17 protein-coding genes are annotated in these 18,025 nt (G+C 40.7%); 9 read left to right on the top strand and 8 right to left on the bottom strand.

From position 1 onward, the window contains the following. Nucleotides 1-41: 41 nt before the first annotated feature. The 3 genes from gmd (at nucleotide 42) to AB4351_RS16825 (ending at nucleotide 3,203) form a co-directional block, all read left to right on the top strand. Nucleotides 42-1,076, top strand: a complete 1,035-nt coding sequence (gene gmd / locus AB4351_RS16815) for a GDP-mannose 4,6-dehydratase (RefSeq protein WP_102540610.1) — start codon at nucleotides 42-44, stop codon at nucleotides 1,074-1,076. Nucleotides 1,077-1,138: 62 nt separating this feature from the next. Further along, nucleotides 1,139-2,023, top strand: a complete 885-nt coding sequence (locus tag AB4351_RS16820) for a GDP-mannose 4,6-dehydratase (RefSeq protein ID WP_372126643.1) — start codon at nucleotides 1,139-1,141, stop codon at nucleotides 2,021-2,023. After that, a complete protein-coding gene (locus tag AB4351_RS16825; protein ID WP_372126644.1) occupies nucleotides 2,013-3,203 on the top strand; it encodes a glycosyltransferase family 4 protein in 1,191 nt (396 codons plus the stop codon). The genes AB4351_RS16820 and AB4351_RS16825 overlap by 11 nt, the downstream gene beginning before the upstream one ends. Nucleotide 3,204: 1 nt before the next feature. On the opposite strand, the gene AB4351_RS16830 is transcribed toward AB4351_RS16825, so the two are convergent. Further along, nucleotides 3,205-4,326, bottom strand: a complete 1,122-nt coding sequence (locus AB4351_RS16830; protein ID WP_371713979.1) for a glycosyltransferase family 4 protein — start codon at nucleotides 4,324-4,326, stop codon at nucleotides 3,205-3,207. Nucleotides 4,327-4,341: 15 nt separating this feature from the next. Further along, nucleotides 4,342-6,210, bottom strand: coding sequence for a polysaccharide biosynthesis protein (locus AB4351_RS16835; protein ID WP_372126646.1), 1,869 nt, complete (start codon nucleotides 6,208-6,210; stop codon nucleotides 4,342-4,344). Nucleotides 6,211-6,383: 173 nt separating this feature from the next. On the opposite strand from AB4351_RS16835, the gene AB4351_RS16840 reads away from it, so the two are divergent. The 3 genes from AB4351_RS16840 to AB4351_RS16850 all read left to right on the top strand — a co-directional run bounded on the left by AB4351_RS16840 (nucleotide 6,384) and on the right by AB4351_RS16850 (nucleotide 9,224). Next, the gene (locus AB4351_RS16840; protein ID WP_372118276.1) at nucleotides 6,384-7,328 is read left to right on the top strand and encodes a UDP-glucose 4-epimerase family protein; all 945 of its coding nucleotides are present in this window, start codon (nucleotides 6,384-6,386) and stop codon (nucleotides 7,326-7,328) included. A gap of 112 nt (nucleotides 7,329-7,440) precedes the next feature. Further along, nucleotides 7,441-7,989 (top strand): sugar transferase, encoded by a 549-nt coding sequence (locus AB4351_RS16845; RefSeq protein WP_372126670.1) that lies wholly within the window; start codon nucleotides 7,441-7,443, stop codon nucleotides 7,987-7,989. Further along, nucleotides 7,989-9,224 carry a lipopolysaccharide biosynthesis protein gene (locus AB4351_RS16850; protein ID WP_372126648.1) on the top strand — a complete coding sequence of 412 codons (1,236 nt, stop codon included), beginning with the start codon at nucleotides 7,989-7,991 and terminating at the stop codon, nucleotides 9,222-9,224. The genes AB4351_RS16845 and AB4351_RS16850 overlap by 1 nt, the downstream gene beginning before the upstream one ends. On the opposite strand, the gene AB4351_RS16855 is transcribed toward AB4351_RS16850, so the two are convergent. Genes AB4351_RS16855 through AB4351_RS16865 form a run of 3 tightly spaced genes read right to left on the bottom strand, consistent with a single transcriptional unit; the run spans nucleotide 9,221 to nucleotide 12,156 of the window. After that, nucleotides 9,221-9,934, bottom strand: coding sequence for a bifunctional 2-polyprenyl-6-hydroxyphenol methylase/3-demethylubiquinol 3-O-methyltransferase UbiG (locus AB4351_RS16855; RefSeq protein ID WP_017067152.1), 714 nt, complete (start codon nucleotides 9,932-9,934; stop codon nucleotides 9,221-9,223). The two genes, AB4351_RS16850 and AB4351_RS16855, sit on opposite strands and share 4 nt — an antisense overlap. Nucleotides 9,935-9,946: 12 nt before the next feature. Then, a complete protein-coding gene (locus AB4351_RS16860) occupies nucleotides 9,947-11,056 on the bottom strand; it encodes a hypothetical protein (protein ID WP_017067153.1) in 1,110 nt (369 codons plus the stop codon). Further along, nucleotides 11,056-12,156, bottom strand: coding sequence for a sugar transferase (locus tag AB4351_RS16865; protein WP_372126650.1), 1,101 nt, complete (start codon nucleotides 12,154-12,156; stop codon nucleotides 11,056-11,058). Before AB4351_RS16865 ends, AB4351_RS16860 begins: the two co-directional genes overlap by 1 nt. Before the next feature lie 882 nt (nucleotides 12,157-13,038). On the opposite strand from AB4351_RS16865, the gene gpmM reads away from it, so the two are divergent. The 3 genes from gpmM (at nucleotide 13,039) to AB4351_RS16880 (ending at nucleotide 15,679) form a co-directional block, all read left to right on the top strand. After that, nucleotides 13,039-14,571 carry a 2,3-bisphosphoglycerate-independent phosphoglycerate mutase gene (gene gpmM / locus AB4351_RS16870; RefSeq protein WP_017063155.1) on the top strand — a complete coding sequence of 511 codons (1,533 nt, stop codon included), beginning with the start codon at nucleotides 13,039-13,041 and terminating at the stop codon, nucleotides 14,569-14,571. A 348-nt stretch (nucleotides 14,572-14,919) separates the two neighbouring features. Next, nucleotides 14,920-15,366 (top strand): HI0074 family nucleotidyltransferase substrate-binding subunit, encoded by a 447-nt coding sequence (locus AB4351_RS16875; protein ID WP_017093683.1) that lies wholly within the window; start codon nucleotides 14,920-14,922, stop codon nucleotides 15,364-15,366. Continuing rightward, nucleotides 15,356-15,679 carry a nucleotidyltransferase family protein gene (locus tag AB4351_RS16880; RefSeq protein ID WP_372126652.1) on the top strand — a complete coding sequence of 108 codons (324 nt, stop codon included), beginning with the start codon at nucleotides 15,356-15,358 and terminating at the stop codon, nucleotides 15,677-15,679. The genes AB4351_RS16875 and AB4351_RS16880 overlap by 11 nt, the downstream gene beginning before the upstream one ends. 15 nt (nucleotides 15,680-15,694) lie before the next feature. Here AB4351_RS16880 and AB4351_RS16885 read toward each other — a convergent pair whose 3' ends face one another. The 3 genes from AB4351_RS16885 to AB4351_RS16895 all read right to left on the bottom strand — a co-directional run bounded on the left by AB4351_RS16885 (nucleotide 15,695) and on the right by AB4351_RS16895 (nucleotide 17,968). Next, complete coding sequence (locus AB4351_RS16885) at nucleotides 15,695-15,820, bottom strand: hypothetical protein (protein WP_260302023.1); 126 nt, start codon at nucleotides 15,818-15,820, stop codon at nucleotides 15,695-15,697. Between the two features lie 171 nt (nucleotides 15,821-15,991). Then, nucleotides 15,992-16,477 (bottom strand): methylated-DNA--[protein]-cysteine S-methyltransferase, encoded by a 486-nt coding sequence (locus AB4351_RS16890; RefSeq protein WP_372126654.1) that lies wholly within the window; start codon nucleotides 16,475-16,477, stop codon nucleotides 15,992-15,994. A gap of 141 nt (nucleotides 16,478-16,618) precedes the next feature. After that, complete coding sequence (locus tag AB4351_RS16895; RefSeq protein WP_372126655.1) at nucleotides 16,619-17,968, bottom strand: MATE family efflux transporter; 1,350 nt, start codon at nucleotides 17,966-17,968, stop codon at nucleotides 16,619-16,621. Nucleotides 17,969-18,025 lie beyond the last annotated feature (57 nt).

Raw genomic sequence — 18,025 nt, forward strand, 5'->3', positions numbered from 1 at the left:
TTTGTATACTATAATAATTTAAATTTTATATAGAGATTTACATGAAAACAGCAGTAATTACAGGCATTACAGGCCAAGATGCAGCATACCTTGCAGAATTGTTACTAGAAAAAGGTTACAAAGTATACGGTACCTACCGTCGTACAAGCTCTGTGAACTTTTGGCGTATCGAAGAGTTAGGGATTGAGAATCACCCTAACCTGGAACTTGTTGAATACGATCTAACGGATCTTTCTAGCAGTATTCGTTTACTACAAAATACTGGTGCAGATGAAGTGTATAACCTTGCTGCGCTTAGTTTTGTGGGCGTATCATTTGATCAACCACTTACTACTGCAGAAATTACCGGTATCGGTCCGGTTAATCTTTTAGAAGCTATTCGTATTGTTAACCCTAAGATTCGTTTTTACCAAGCATCTACTTCAGAAATGTTTGGTAAAGTACAAGAAATCCCTCAACGTGAATCTACGCCATTTTACCCACGTAGCCCATACGGTGTTGCTAAACTGTATGCTCACTGGATGGTGATTAACTATCGTGAGTCTTACGATATTTTTGCGACAAGCGGTATTTTGTTTAACCATGAATCACCGTTGCGTGGTCAAGAATTCGTTACACGTAAAATCACTGACTCTGTAGCGAAAATCAAGCTAGGTAAGCTAGATGTGCTTGAGCTTGGTAACATGGATGCGAAGCGTGACTGGGGCTTTGCTAAAGATTATGTAGAAGGTATGTGGCGTATGCTTCAAGTAGACAAGCCTGATACTTATGTGCTTGCTACAAACCGCACTGAAACAGTTCGTGATTTTGTTACGATGGCATTCAAAGCTGCTGACATTGAATTAGAGTGGAACGGTTCTGAAGAGAACGAAACAGCAACAGATAAAGCGACTGGAAAAGTGGTTATGAGAATTAACCCTAAATTCTACCGCCCTGCAGAAGTTGAGCTGTTGATTGGTAATCCAGAAAAGGCGAAGAAAGAGCTTGGTTGGGAACCTACAACGACACTTGAAGAATTGTGTGCAATGATGGTTGAAGCTGATCTTCGTCGTAATGAGCAAGGTTTCTCATTCTAGTATTTGACGTTTTTTGTAAAATGGCAGCAGTTTTCTGTTGCCATTTTTTTTGAGATTAAATTATGAAAAAAGTATTGTTAACTGGCGCTGATGGTTTCACTGGCAAGTATGTTGAAAGTGAACTGCTCTCAAGAGGCTACTCAGTGGTTGGGCTCGTTTACCGCGAAGCTAAAGATGGTCAGGTTGCTTGCGATCTAACTGATCGTAACGCTGTGTTGGAGTGCCTCAAAGAAATAAAGCCGGACTACATTATCCATCTTGCTGCGCTGTCTTTTGTTGGGCATTCTGACCAAAAAGCATTTTATGATGTTAATGTTTTTGGTGCTTTGAATTTGCTAGAAGCCGCGAAAGAACTTGGGCTAGAATTAAAGAAAGTGGTACTTGCAAGCAGTGCCAATATATACGGCAACCCCGAGAATGTGCAGCGTATTTCGGAAACCGTTTTACCTTCGCCAGTTAACCATTATGCAATGAGCAAACTTGCTATGGAACATATGGCGAAGTTATGGTTCAGCCAGTACCCAATGATCATTACTAGACCATTCAACTACACTGGTCCTGGTCAAGCTGGGCAGTTTTTGATCCCGAAAATTGTGTCTCACTTTCAGAAAAAGGCTTCTGAAATTGAGTTAGGTAATACCGATGTGTCTAGAGACTTTAGCGATGTCCGTGATATAGCATTAGCCTATGCGAACCTTTTGGAATCTGGTGCTCAATCTGAAATCGTGAACTTGTGTTCTGGTCAAGTGACTTCACTACAATCGATTATCTCGATGATGGAAGATATTGCTGGTTACAATATCAAGGTTCGAGTTAACCCTGACTTCGTTCGCGAAAATGAGATAAAAATATTAGGTGGTGATAATACTAAACTTACATCGTTAACAGGCAAGGCCCCCTCGATCATGATCGAGAAAACTCTGGCTGACATGTATCATGCAAAATAAGTTGTTGATCAACGTATCGCCAATCAGGGAACCATTGACGGGTATAGGCTACTATACCCTTAATATCCTTAGTGAACTGCTCTCGCGTGATGTGGATGTTATTGGTATAAGGAATGGCAAGTTGTTAACTCCAGAATTACTGGTTGAACTTGTCTCTCAATTTCAAAATCCGATGTCAAATGATAAGTCTTTAAGCAGTAAGAAACGATTGATTGTAGAGTTTTTAAGAGCAATTCCAGGTGTTTATCAACTTAAGAACTATTTGTTGTCTTTGCGAGCACAAAAGCGATTAAAAGGTTTGGCAAATCAAGGGTATGTCTATTTTGAACCAAGCTTCATACCCTTTGATTACGAAGGAGTAACAATTACTACTGTCCATGATTTGTCGTTCCTGTCTCATCCTAGTTTCCATCCTGCAACAAGAGTTTCATACCTAACGAATAAAATGCAGGGCTCAATTTCTAAATCTGATCATATAGTTGTAGATTCTGATTTTATTTTGAAAGAGCTTCATGACTTCTTTCCTGACAGCAAGGATAAGAGTTCCACGTTGTATTTGGGAGTAGCCGATGGTTTTAGGCCTTATGTAAAAGGCGAGTGTGATGGGTTACTTCGTTCACTGAAAATAAAGCATAATCACTTTGTTCTGAGCGTGGCAACGTTAGAGCCTAGGAAAAATTTAAGCAAGCTGATTGATGCTTATAAGCTGTTACCCATATCGATTCGTAATCAGTGCCCTTTAGTCTTGGTTGGAGATCAAGGTTGGAAAAATACAGAGCTTATGAATAATGCGAAAGATTTGGTTGAGCGTGGTCAAATAATTTTTACAGGTTACGTAGCTGATGGTGACTTAAAGCGTTTGTATGCATCGACCGCTGCTTTTGTTTACCCGTCATTATATGAAGGCTTTGGATTGCCGGTTATTGAAGCGATGGCGTCTGGAGCCCCTGTGATTACGTCTGATATTGGCGCGACAGCTGAGGTGGCTGCAAGTGGAGCTCTTCTTGTCGACCCTTGTGATGAAGTTGCTATTTCTGATGCGCTTGTAAAGCTTATTCTGCACCCTCTAGATAAAGTGAAACTGGCAGAGAGCGGTATTAACAGAGCTTCTAAGTTTAAATGGTCAAATACGGTTGAGCAACTCCTTGAGATAGCGTCTGTTACCTCAAGAAGTTCATAACTTAGTTCCTTGTAAGCTTATGCGATGCAATGAGTTGGTTATATAGCGCTATGTAATTATCCGCATAGCGTTTTGCTGTAAATTCATTTTCAAAACGTTGGCGTGCTCTTTGTCCGAGCCTTTGGCATAGCTGCTCATCATTGTCCAACGTTTGCATAGCCTCTGAAAATGCTGAACCATCTGCAGGTAGAACTGTGAGCCCTGTTTCTCCATTTGCATTCACATAAGAAGAGCCGGTTCCTATATCGGCACTTACAATAGGCTTACCAAACATCTGCGCTTCTACTAATGAAATCCCGAATGCTTCAGAGCGCAAGTGCGAGGGAAAGACAAAGGCTTTTGACAAAGAGTGAAGTGCGACTTTATCTTCTTCAGAAATGAATCCAACGAGTCTCACATTCGTGAGTGAGTGCTCTTTGATATACGCTTCTAGATTATCCCTTTCTGGACCATCACCAGCAATTACAATAGGTAATCCATTTAATTTAGCCGCCTCAAGAAGGTATTGCAGTCCTTTATAGTATCGAAGTACACCTACAAACAAGAAAAAACCTCTACCAACGCGGTTCTCCCACTTTTTCAGTTCGTTTTCATTTACAGTTGGATAAGTAGATTCATCGATTGCAAGAGGAATAACATCGACTTTATTCGCATATTTGATCAGGTTTTCGCTTGTCTGCGCATATTGAGGTGAACTGGCAATGATTCGGTCAACTTTAGTCAGGAAATGTTGCTCAAGGGGCTGGTAAATTTTCTTTAGTAACTTTTGTTTAACTATGTCGGACTGATAGCTTACTAAACATGGTTTTTTAGGTGCGACGAGGCTGAGCAAATCACCAGTAGGCCAAGGATATTGATAATGGATTATATCGTGTTGCTTACTTAACTTTCTAAAACGGCGAATTAGACTAAATGAAAACCCGTTAGACGAGATCTCGAAATCTTTTTTGACGACAATGATTCGACTACCTTCAAAGTCATACTCTTTATTCTCTGAGCCTAAAGTTAGGATGGTATTTTTGATGCCTTGCTCACTGCTACCTTTACAAATATAACGAATTGCTTGCTCTAAGCCTCCTTTTGTTTCTGGGTAACAAGTGCGGTAAACATGTAGTACTTTCATTAGGTTCTTAATCCATCAACTTAAATTAGGTTTATATCCAGTTGGAGCTTCTAACAATATTTGAATAATGCATTCTTCATCAAAGTTATGGCAGCACAAATCCAGTTGATCCAACAGGGGCTGCATTTCGTTCCAACTGAGTATCTGTTCTCTAGCCGTCATTATTTTCTGGTGGCCGCTGCCTTCCACATTATCCCCAATTAACAGCTCTTCATAGAGCTTTTCGCCTGGACGTAGTCCGGTGAATTTTATAGAAATATCGCCCTCTTGAGGTGATCCTTCTATATTTTCTTGCATACCCATGAGGTGAATCATTCGTTTCGCTAGGTCTAAAATCTTGACTGGTTCACCCATATCGAGGACGAACACTTGACCATTGTTACCCATTGCTCCTGCTTGTATAACAAGTTGAGCAGCTTCGGGGATCAGCATGAAATAACGAATGATATCAGGGTGAGTGACAGTTACAGGGCCGCCACATTTGATTTGCTTTTTGAATAATGGAACAACCGAACCTGAAGAGCCTAAGACATTCCCAAAACGTACCATTGTGAAATTTGTGGTGTTTTGCTTATCTGCCAACGCTTGAAGAACCAACTCAGCCATGCGCTTGGTTGCCCCCATTACGTTGGTTGGTCTCACTGCCTTATCTGTTGAGATTAGAGTGAAGTTTTTTACCCCGGTCTGGATCGCAGCTTCAGCGCAAGCAAGTGTGCCAAACACATTATTACGAACGCCTTCAACAATATTATCTTCAACTAATGGAACATGTTTATATGCTGCAGCATGGTAAACAGTTTCAACTCCATGCGCTGCCATCACTTTTTCTAAGCGGTTTTGTCTCTGAACGGAGCCAAGAGCTGCAACAATTCGAGTTTCGCTTTTTAAGTTTATTTTTGTCGAATTTAGTTCTTGGTCGATTTTGTAAAGGTTGTATTCATTTAACTCAAACAGCACAAGAGTTTTGGGTTTCTGTGACATGATTTGACGACATAGCTCAGAGCCAATAGAGCCTCCAGCACCAGTGACAAGAACATTCTTATTAAAAATATTTTGCGCTAAAAGTGCCTTGTCAGGGTCAACTGCAGCTCTTCCAAGTAGATCTGCAACGTCTAAGTCCTTTACGTCAGTTGCTGTCGCTTTTCCAGCAGCAATATCTTCTACTGATGGAACGGATTGTACTGCGATTGGCCAATGTGACAACTTTTCAACCAGCCTCAAGCGCTCTCCTTTATTTATCCCATTAATGGCTAAAAGCAGCTTTACGGGTTGATAAAGGGATTGAAGGTGTTCAAATTCACTTGGGTGATGGACCTTTAGTCCGAACATTATTTGACCTGACTTTGTAGGGTCATCATCAAGTAAAACTACTGGGTTGTATTCGTCTCCCTGAATTAGGGCATATGTTAGATCGCGACCAGTTGCTCCCGCGCCATAAATAAATACATTGGGCTTCTGACGTTTAAACCAGTGATAATAAATTGAACGGATGAGGATTCTGGGGCCACCTAAAGTCAGCGTTGCCAAACCTGCATAGATAAATGGAACACTTCTAGGGATGAACGAGTGGAAAAAAAAGCCGCTCATAATTAAAGCTAAGGTGGAAATTATTACGCCAAAGAAGATGTTGCCAACTGCGGGCAACATCATATAACGTAAAACTGCTCGGTACATCCCTAGCTTAACAAAGCTATAAATAGTGATCGATACAGTAACAAATAGTGTTATTAGTTCTTCGACTTCTACTTCAAAAAATGCGTTTCCAAGTCGTAAGACAATCGCCAAATAGAGTGAAATAACGATAGCAAAAATATCATAGCCAATACTGATGAAACGCTTATGCTTGCGTTTAGCATTTAGCAAAATGTGTATTGGTCTGATCATGATATTCCTTAACGTGTCACTGAGCGTCTTGAGTTTGATTGTTGTTAGTTTTTAGCGTGTATTTTAATGTTCTTAAGTGCGGTAAGCTAGATGTAATTGGTTGTTATGTGTTACCTAATCGGTTTACTGTTTATTTTGTTTGTTATTTGTTCGATTGTTGAGCGGTTTGTTTTATGAAACTTTTGGTTACAGGTAGTACTGGTTTTGTCGGCTCTAGAGTTGTTGAGTTGGCCAAAAAGCGAGACTGGGCAGTCATTCCGGTTGTGCGTAAGCAAATAGAGCCACTAACTAATAGCTTGGTTATCCCTTCCATTGATGCTTCTACCGATTGGTCTGGTGCATTCGAAGGTGTGGATTGTGTTGTTCATTGTGCTGCTCGAGTGCATCAAATGAATGAGAGTGAGCAAGGTGCTTTAACTGCCTATCGAGATATCAACACCCTTGGCACTTTGAACCTAGCGAAGCAAGCCGCTGTAGCGGGCGTTAAAAGGTTTGTATTTGTCAGCTCTATTAAAGTTAACGGTGAATTCAGTGAGCCAAATTTACCCTTTGAACCGAATTTAAAGAATACTCCGCAAGACCCTTATGGTTTGAGCAAGTATGAAGCTGAAGTTGAGTTGGCTAAGCTTTCAAAAGAGACAGGGCTAGAAGTGGTTATCATTAGGCCTCCATTAGTTTATGGGCCTGGCGTCAAAGTAAATTTCTTATCTATGATGCGTTTGATTGATAAAGGCATTCCGTTACCGTTTGGTGCTATAAAGAACCAGAGAAGCTTGGTTTATTTGGATAATTTGTCCGATTTGATACTAACTTGTTGCGAGCACCCTTCAGCTCCGGGCTATACCTTCTTAGCTTCTGATGATCAGGATGTATCGACAACTCAATTGATGCAAACCATCGCTCATGCTATGGGGAAATCACCGCGATTAATTCCAATCCCAATGTCTTGGATACAAGCTGGATCGTCAGTTTTAAATAAACAGCACATAGCGCAAAGAATATGCGGCAACCTCCAAGTGGATATAGGTTTGACGAAAGAGATCTTGGGATGGAAACCTCCTGTAAGTTTTGAACAAGGGATCAAAAGAACCGTAGAAGCTTACTTGAAGTCGCATTGATGCGTTTTAGGTAGCTTATGGCTTTCATATCCATAAATTCTTCAGGTATCCTTTATTGATTAGTGGTGCTTATAGCGCCCCATGTTTTCAATCCGAATTTGATAGGACACATATTTTGATTCGTTTGTTAGATTTTGTTTTTGCTTTCTTTGGCCTGCTGTTCCTATGGCCAGTATTTCTCATTATTTGTATCCTTGGTTACTTTGATACGGGGTCGCCTGTCTTTTTTCAGACCCGTGTAGGTCGTAACAAAAAACCTTTCACCTTGGTCAAATTCCGCACCATGCCAGTCGAAACCAAGTCTGTAGCGACTCATTTAGTTGGAGCGAGTTCAGTGACTAAGCTTGGTGGATTCCTGCGTAAGACCAAGCTTGATGAACTGCCTCAGTTATACAACGTACTTAAAGGTGAAATGAGTTTAGTTGGTCCAAGGCCATGCCTGTTTAACCAGCAAGAGCTGATTGATGAGAGAGAGTCGAGAGGAGTGTTGTCGGTTAGACCGGGTGTGACGGGGTTAGCTCAAATTAATGATATCGATATGTCGACGCCTAAGCTGTTGGCGGAGTGGGATAAAACGATGATTCAAACGCTCTCAGTAAAACTCTACTTTATTTATATTCTACAGACAGTTTCAGGTAAGGGCTCTGGAGATAGGGTTTAGTGAATAATGGCGTAAGTAAGCCGAGTGGATTGATTAAGCAGGGAATTCAACTTGGTTCTCTTAAGGTTATAGGTGCAATCGGGGCTTTACTAGTTAACCTATTGCTGGCTCGTTCATATCAACCTGAGATTATTGGACAATATTTTATCTCTCTTGGCATTCTTGTTTTTGTATCACAATTGGCTACATTAGGAGGGGGGCGATTACTCGTAAAGAAGATTGCCGCTAGTTATGACTTAAAAGAAAAATACTGCGCTATTTCTGCTACTTTTTTGCTCTCATTATTGGGTTCATTGCTCTGTTTTGGATTGTATTTTGGGGTGTTAGTTAGGCTACTTGACTTTACTGTCAGATTAGGTTTATTTGAAATATACGTAATGTCATTGTTTTTTTTAACAATTGCTATATTTCAAGGGTATAATAAATCGCCTTTGGGGGCGTTTTTTCAATTTGTTTTACAACCATTTCTATTTGTTTTTTTAGTTCTGATTATACCTCAACATTCTCTTATTAAATTGTATTCTTTTAGTGTCTTTTTGACGCTAGTTATTGCGCTAGGTTATTTGATTAAAATGGGTGATATAGGGTTTAGTCGAATATCAGTTGTTGAGTTAAATAAGACATTCAAAAGCACATTGCCATACCTGTCGATTATGGTTCTTGGTCTTGCGGTTACACATCTGGTGCTGCCTTTATCTTCATTTTGGTTAGATGATAAGAGTATTGCAGTGATGGGAGTTACTGCTCGTTTAATGAATGTTTTGTTCTTTGTTGTTGTTGGAGTAAGAATATTACTCTTACCTCGTTTTACTAAAGCGGTGAGTCTTAAAGATTCAAAAGCAGTATTGAAGTTGGGTTATGTGGGGGCATTCTTTCCTGTCGTTACCATGCTGTTTGGTGTGATGATTATATTTGTTTCCAGTGAAGATATTATGAGGATGTTTGGGGAGGAGTATGTATCTTTTCATGAATTATTGATTTATAGCTCACTATTGCTGATTCCTGCAGCTTTTTTGGGGTGGACTGAAAGCTTTTTAATAGCCCAAAATAAATTAGGCTATATTACTATTTCAACAATTATGTCAGCACTAGTCGTTTTTGTTTTACTCGCTGTGTTAACTATTAACTATGGAGTATGGGGGGCTGTGTTAACCTCGATTGGAGGAAAAACTATTTATACTTTATTCACGGCTTACTTTTCATGTAATTTTCAAAGGAGCGTACAGAAAAGTTAATTCTTATATTGAGCAATTAAAACAATATCACCGCTGTGTGTGAATAGTTTTGACTTTACTATTGACCATAAGGTTCCCAATACTCGGTGTTTTTTACCTGATTTTATTCTTCTATCTTGGTCAAAATAGAGTGCTTTTACTTCAAAGTTCAATCCTTTGATAAGCTTTACAAAGGTGATTGGTGTAAAAGTGTAATAGTGGTCATTACTGACTTTTTCTCTTTGTAGTAATAGAGCGGGGAGCGCATGTTTTATATTGTATGCATTTGGTACCGCAAAAATAACTTGTTTGGTTTTTACAGTGTTCATTACTTTGTTTATGAAGCCCGTTAAATCAATCATATGCTCTAAAACATGAGACAAAACGACATAATCATACTCTTCCTCTAGATACTTACTTTGACCGTTGAATATGTCGCAATGATCAACATGGTATCCTTTTTCTTGCAGTAATTTAACGCCCTTTTCATTGATATCAAGTCCTGCCGTATAGCTGGCTTTCTGGGAAATATTGTGGAATTGATGTTCTCCTTGTTCTATGTACTTTTGCATAGAGAGCATATCAATCATATCTACACAGCCAACCACTAAAACTCGCTTATCTTCACATAGTTCCGGGATTGATTTGCGTCGGATATCTAGTACCCCTACTTTCTTAAATGAGAGTTGAGCATTATCCCCAACTTTGGTAGATGTAGTAATTATGTTCACTATTGTTTCCTTTTATGGGGTAGGAGAGTACAGCTCTTGAAGTAAATATTGGTGGTAAAGGACAACATCGCTGGCTTTCCAATCTTGATAAAAACTGTTGCCATAAAGGGTTACTGGTTTTTCAAGGAGTAAAGAATGTAACCCTCCAGTGGAGTTTATTGTATATATATGCTCACTTTGAAGAACGCTTTCAAGTAAAGCTCCTTGGTTGCAAATGAGGATGCCTTCTTGTTTACAAAAATGGATTTGTTCCTGTATTACGCAAAGTTGTTTTTCTCCAGGGTGAAGCCGAACGATAAGGGGGAGTCCTTTTGATTCTGAGTCTTGGTGTGCTTTTTTAATTGAATCAATGGCATTTGTATTAGATTGAAATAGGGTTTGTGAATCTTGTGCTACTTGACCTATGAATAAATTGAAGTTACTTGGGTGTTGTAAGCTCTTATGGCTATGAATTACCTTTCTAACTCGATAGATCTCTATTGCTGTTTTTAATTGCTGCAAGGGTGATGAATGAGGTGCTGTTGTTTTTAGGCAATAAAAACCTATCAGGTTCACAAACTGTTCTAGAGCTTTGCTTAATATTGATGAGTCAACGTGTGGTGGACGAAAAGTTAGTAATCGTTTTTTTAGCAGTTCTATTTCTCTAGGCGTCACAGTACGAGTTCTTCGCAATTCTTCTATTTTATGATGATGATCTGCATCCGCATTTACCCCTGTATAACTTGACTGGTATTTATTCGGGAAATTAGCTATTTCAAAGTAACGAATATTATGATGTGTAGTCTTTATTTCTAAAGCGACGTATTGAAATCCTGAGAATACCCATAGTTCATCATTTGGTTCTACTAATTTTTTAAAGTTACTTCGGTTAATACCATAGTGATATTCTCTTTGTCCCTTAATCTCTTCAATGCTTGACTGTACTGTGTTTTTCTTAACTTTACTTTGTCTAAGTAAAATATGGCTGCCAGGATACTTTTTTGTTTTTGCTAGCACATAGGTATAGATGTTCGAATGAAGTACATAAGAGGGTGTAGTATTTTCATTCTTAAGGACTCGTTGGAAAAATTCAAGTCGAGTGGCATTGTCAATGAGTATATGTACTACTTTTTTTTGCTTCATTACGCAGATCCATCAGTTGTTAGTAAGGTCCTAACCGTTTTTATTGCGATAGTTAAATCTAACTCGAAGCTGTAGTGCTTAATATAATAGATATCATAGCCTAGCTTTGTCTGCGTTGATTCTGAATTGTCGGTATATCCTTGATTTATCTGTGCCCAGCCGGTGATTCCTGGCTTTACCGTATGGCGATAGTTGTAAAATGGGATTTGCTGTTTGTAGGACTTAACAAATTCAGGTTGCTCAGGTCGAGGGCCAATTAGGGACATATCTCCCTTTAATACATTATAAAACTGCGGTATTTCATCCAATCTAAATTTTCTTAACCAAGCACCAATAATATGAATTCGATGTTTTTCTTGAGTAGCAAATTGTGTACTTTTGATTGATGCTGAATTGTACATGGTTCTGAATTTATACAGAGTAAATGTTGTACCATTTTTTCCAACTCGAGTTTGGGTGTATATTACTTTTCCTGGATCTTGTATATAAAGTAGAGCTGAAACAATAGAGCATAAAATAAGAGTTATAGGCAAAAATAGTAAGATAAGAGTTGCTTCTAGTACGGGCTTTATTTTTAAGTATCTAGAGTTTGGGATGAGAGATTGTAAGGTGGTTTCGGATAAATGAGTAGTTGATACTTGTTTATTTAATCGCTCAGTAATCACTTCCGAATGATAAACGGGTATTTGAGCAAGAGCACAATCTGCAAGGAATTGAGCTGTATCTCTTGAGTGTATTTCATGGAGATTAGTAACCAGTCCATCGGAGTTTTTTTTGATTTGATGTAGTGATATGTCTTTTTGATACTGATATATGGTAATGTTTTTATAACGTGAGTCAACACTATCTACTGATCCAGTAAGAGAATATAGTGTAATTTTTTGTTTTTTATGTAAACGATAATAGATGAGAATCCAAATAAAGGTTAAGGCAGCCCCTATAAGCAAAGCAGGACGAGAGTAATCTATTCGGATGAGTGTAATAAATAGAGCTGAAACGCCATAACTACTTATAAGTGTAATAATGAACTCATGCTGTTTATTTGAAAATAGTCTATTTTTTGACGGAAGAGTATAAGTAGTTAATAAAAATACAAACATAACCAAAATCATAGAATTAAGAACAGTGTTTGGTAAATGAGAGTATGTGAATAGACACCAACTTGTTATGATTAATTGAATGCTAAGAAGTGCCAATGAATGTTGGATCGTATAAAGCTTCATAGTAATTCGTATATTGTATTTCCTGTGGTGGAGTGTATCAAAATTTTAGGTTAGCAGCGAGGTTATAAGGTGCAGGTTTTTCCTAAATTTAGGGAGCTTAATCTCAATTTTCGACCTGTTTTACTCAGCTTTCATTCCAAGATCTAGATTAATGACCAAACTTAGTAAATCCTGGGTCACTGACGTTTGGATTGGTGAAGGAGCATGCTAACAATGACAACAACACAACCATTGCGGATCTAGTTTGACTCATGCGAACTAGCTCATTAACCAAGCGTGCATTGTTACTAGTTCCGATAATGGAGGCCAGCATTCTGGGAATTGGTTATCATCGGGAGCTAGGTGTTAGTTGTCAGAATTTATATGCTTCAAACTAGCATTGGTAAAAAGGGTGCTTCGATCATAAGTATTCTCTTTTAGATAGCGTTGTATGAAGAGTTAGAACCTTACGTGCTGATGCGTGAATTTAAGAAGCAACAACACTCAAGTTTGTTAGACTTATCCGATAAACAAAGCTTTAAGCAAGCTGGCCTGATGGATTAGCGATCACCGAATACTTAGCCTCTGCGGAATTATTTATAAAAACTTTAATTTGGAAATAAAGCATTGGTCACCATCAAATGACGCTTTTTTTCACATTCGATCATCCTACCTGCGCCCTTTCTTGATCTTCCACTACAGTTTTGACTGTAAACTGTAGTAAAATTACGCTAATTTGTTTTTATACCGATTTATTTTGAATTGAACGAGGTCAGTCCTATGTCAGCTAAGAAGCCAATGGCTCTAGTGATCCTTGACGGTTACGGTTACCGTGAAGACAACCAAGACAACGCTATCGCGAACGCTAAGACTCCAGTTTTAGACGGTCTTATTGCTAACCAACCTAACACGCTAATCTCGGCTTCTGGCTTAGATGTAGGCCTACCTGATGGCCAAATGGGTAACTCTGAAGTGGGTCACACCAACATTGGTGCGGGTCGCGTGGTATACCAAGATCTTACTCGTATTACTAAGTCAATTTCAGATGGTGAATTCGGTCAAACTGAAACACTCGTGAATGCTATCGATAAAGCAGTAAAAGCGGAGAAAGCGGTTCACATCATGGGCCTTATGTCTCCAGGTGGCGTTCACTCTCATGAAGATCACATCTACGCGGCTGTTGAAATGGCAGCAGAGCGTGGCGCAGAGAAAATCTACCTGCATGCATTCCTAGACGGCCGTGATACGCCGCCACGTAGCGCAGAAAACACACTGGCACGTTTCCAAGAACTGTTCGCTAAGCTAGGTAAAGGCCGTGTGGCTTCTCTTATTGGTCGTTACTACGCAATGGACCGTGATAACAACTGGGATCGCGTTCAAGAGTCTTACGACCTGCTGACTCAAGCAAAAGCAGAATTCACATTCGACACAGCTGTTGCTGGCCTAGAAGCGGCTTACGCTCGTGACGAAAACGATGAGTTCGTAAAAGCGACTGAAATCAAAGCGGAAGGCGAAGAGTCTGCCGCTATCGTTGATGGCGATGCGGTAATCTTCATGAACTACCGTGCTGACCGTGCTCGTGAAATTACACGTGCATTCGTTCCTGATTTCGATGGTTTTGCTCGTAACGTATTCCCAGCGATCGATTTCGTGATGCTGACTCAATACGCAGCAGACATCCCACTTCTATGTGCATTCCCACCGGCTTCTCTAGAGAACACCTACGGTGAATGGCTATCGAAAGAAGGCAAAACGCAGCTACGTATCTCTGAAACAGAGAAATACGCGCACGTGACTTTCTTCTTCAACGGCGGTAAAGAAGATGAGTTTGAAGGTGAAGAGCGTCAGCTTGTTGCTTCTCCAAAAGTAGCAACGTACGACCTACAGCCAGAAATGAGCGCACCAGAGCTAACTGAAAAGCTTGTTGCAGCAATCAAAGGTGGTAAATACGACGCGATCGTTTGTAACTTCCCTAACTGTGACATGGTTGGCCACACTGGCGTTTACGATGCAGCAGTTAAAGCGGTAGAGTCGCTAGACGAATGTCTTGGCAAAGTGGTTGAAGCAATCAAAGAAGCCGATGGCCAACTGCTTATCACTGCAGACCACGGTAACGCGGAAATGATGGTAAACCCAGAAACGGGCGGCATCCACACAGCGCACACGAACCTACCAGTGCCACTTATCTACGTAGGTAACAAAGACGTTGAGTTCAAAGAGGGCGGTAAACTGTCTGACTTAGCGCCAACGATGCTTTCTTTATCTGGTATCGCAATCCCGGCTGAAATGTCAGGCGATGTGATCGTTAAATAGTCAGTAGTTAAATAGTTGTTTGGCTCAGCGGTTCACTGAGCTTTAACGATTTTGAAAGCCCGCACTTAAAAGTGCGGGCTTTTTTATAGATGTGAGATACGAGTAAGCGAGATGAGAAGAGCTTAAGAACGGATGCGTGATGTGAGATACGGGTAAACGAGTAGCGAAGAGCTTAAGGACAGGTATTGGGTAAGAAAAACATGCAGGGGAGAACATAAGGGCACGACCTTAAACAAAAGACGAAAAGAACAGTCTTGATGAATATCGAAAGAGTGACATTGCTTGAATGATTAGGTAGCTTAAGGCTCATACTATACTTGTCTTTTACCTTATATTTAGGCTGTTTATATGAACTCAAACCCAGACCGTTGGAAGCAACGACTGCAAAACTTAATGAAAGCGCAGCAAAGGCTTGAGAGAGCGTGCTCACAAGATAGCTACAATGAGTTAGAGCTCGCTGGGTTAGTACAAACTTTTGAATTTTCTTTCGAACTGACATGGAAGACCCTTAAAGACTTACTTGAGTTTGAAGGGTTTGATGTGGCTTCGCCGAGGAGCGTTTTTCGTACGGCCTTAGAAGCTAAGCACCTGTCTTCGGAGCAGTGTGAGATTATGCTTGAAGCACTCATAAAACGAAATTTATTGTCCCACACCTATGATGAGGAAAATGTCCTTGAAGCTCAGTCACTGATCTTAGAGTCATTTTCACCAGTGATAGGGCAAGTCACACTCTATTTAAAGCTTAAATGTGATCAAGAGGGTCAATGCGAACAAGAGGTTAAATGTGATCGATAGTTATTTGGTTAAACCAGACTCGGTCGGCCTTAAGCCTCATCAGTATCAGCTGATTGAGGATATTGTTTTGAGTCATGCCGCAGTCATTCATGCCTGGGTATTCGGTTCTAGAGCCCTTGGAACTTATAAAGATAACTCCGACATCGATATTGTTATCGAGGGGCATGGGATTTCGTTAAGTGTCGTCGCAGGCTTGCAAGATCGTTTAGAACAGTCGCCGCTTCCATTCAAGGTTGACTTGCTCGTTAAGCATAGAATTACATCAAGCGAGTTACTTGCCCATATTGACACTTATGGGATTAAACTAAAGTAACCGAACGTATTATTATCAGCGTAACGGTGATGTTGATTCTTGAACCGATTGTTTACGTTTTGCCAGTTTATCTCGAATCTGAGTACCTGAATTGACTCGGTCATGTTTTTTATCATCAATAGAAAACGATAATAGTTTCATTAGCGCTATAGCTCCATCTCTACGCTTTCGATCTTCATAAGATTAAATCGTATCAGTGGACATTACCATCACCTCTTTGTATGAAATTTTAAATATAGACTATATGTTGTCTGGTGATAATGGCGCTTCTTGATGGTGAAACTTTATATTATTGATCTAGCGAGGTAAGGCTTATTGCGTTCTATCTACAACCGAACGCTCAAAATCCAGTAACCACTCTTTGCGGTTCATGCCGCCGGTGTAGCCGGTTAATGTGCCATTTGCGCCGATGACTCGATGGCAAGGTACAACAATACTAAATGGGTTCTTGCTGTTCGCACCACCCACTGCTCTTACGGCTTTTGGGTTGTCCATTCTCTTTGCTTGCTCACCGTAACTGATGGTTTCGCCATAAGGAATGGTTGTTAAAGCTTGCCAAGCTACTTTTTGAAAGTCAGTGCCTTTTATCGCTCTTAATGGCAAATCGAATTCTATTCGATGACCTGCGAAGTACTCATCTAACTGTTTCGCTGCCAGTTGGCAAAGGTCATCTGGATTGCTAATCATTAGCTCTTCGTGATTTACATGGTCAATTTCAATAAGCGACACACCATTGCTCACAATGATCATCTTGCCAATTGGTGCGTCATAGAACATTTTGTAAGTGGTGTCTTCCATGTCATCTTCCTTTTTTTAGTCTTTTTCTGCTCTCAAGCTCTTCGAATCTCGTAACTGCTCTTAAGCTCTTAAATCTTTTCGCATCCCGGTTACTCGCATCTCGTATCTGCTCTTATATCTTTTCGCATCCCGTAGCTGCTCTTATATCTTTTCGTATCCCGCATCTGCTTTAGCCCTCACACGAAGTGCAAAGCAATACCCTGAAATACCGCCGACAATGTTCCCCAAGGCTAAGCCTATAAACAGCCCTTCGACACCATCAATTTGGCTGCCTATCCAAGCGAATGGCAAGGTAAAGACAAACAAACGCATGAAGCTCCATTGAAAGGCTTTGAGTGGTTGATGCATGGCATTCATCCCACTGATCAGCATCATCACAATGCCTTGGAATCCATAGCTAAAGGGCACGACTAACAGGTAATGCCACAATATGCCTCGGACGGATTCTTCTTGAGAGAACAGGGCAGCCAAAGGAATGCTCAACGGCACCATCATTAAGAAAATCAAACCTTGGAACATCACAGCAAAACGCATACTCAGAAACAGTGCCTTAAAACTGCGTTGTGGGTTGTTTGCGCCAAAGTTCTGCGCCATGAAAGGCGTAAGCGCCGAAGTAAGAGACATCAACACAATGATAAGAATGGACTCGATACGTTGCGCTGCGCCATACGCCGCCACGGCTTCAGTCCCTTGTTTGGCCAGCATCATCATGATGATAGCGCCGGCAAGTGGGTTCAGAGCGTTAGACAAAGCCGCTGGGGTGCCTATTTTTAAGATCTGTCGCCAGTCACTGACGATGTTTGTCAGCTTAGGCGGCGCAAGCAGTTTTTCTCGCACTATCAATACGTAGAGTGAGCCACACAAAGCACCAAACCAACTGAAACCACTGGCAATCGCAGCGCCTTGAATCCCCAGTTCAGGAAAAGGCCCATACCCGAAGATGAGTAGCGGATCTAAAACGCCATTGATAAGGCCAGCCAGTAGCATGATCTTAGCGGGTGTTTTCGTATCACCGGTCGCTCGAATCGCGCTGTTGCCTGCCATGGGGATGACCAAAAATGGGATCGCGAGATACCACACCGACATGTATTCCGATATCAGCGGCAACAACTCTTGCTTTGCTCCTAGCAGGCTAAACAGTGGTTCTAAGGCGATAATACCTAATGTAGACGCGCAGCCGACCAGAAGCAGAGCCAGCAATAAGCCATGACAGGTAAAGCGTGCTGCATTTTGTGCGCTGCCTTGGCCAAGCAATCGACCGATACATGTCGATAAGCCAATACCAATCCCCATGGTGATGCAGTTAATCGCAAAGGTGACTGGAAAGGTAAAACTCACCGCGGCTAAGGCTTGGGTGCCAAGCAATGAGATGAAGAAAGTATCGACGAGGTTAAACATCAAGATCGCCACCATACCGAATATGGTCGGTATGGTCATGGTACGCAATGTACTCTCAATTGGGGCAGTTAATAGCCCGTGCTTATCTTGCATGCAAAACGCCGATAGAAACCAAAAGCGTAGGATAAACAGATGCGGGATACGAGTAAA

This window comes from Vibrio sp. 10N.261.51.F11, assembly GCF_041471665.1.
In the GTDB taxonomy this organism is placed as follows: domain Bacteria; phylum Pseudomonadota; class Gammaproteobacteria; order Enterobacterales; family Vibrionaceae; genus Vibrio; species Vibrio crassostreae_C.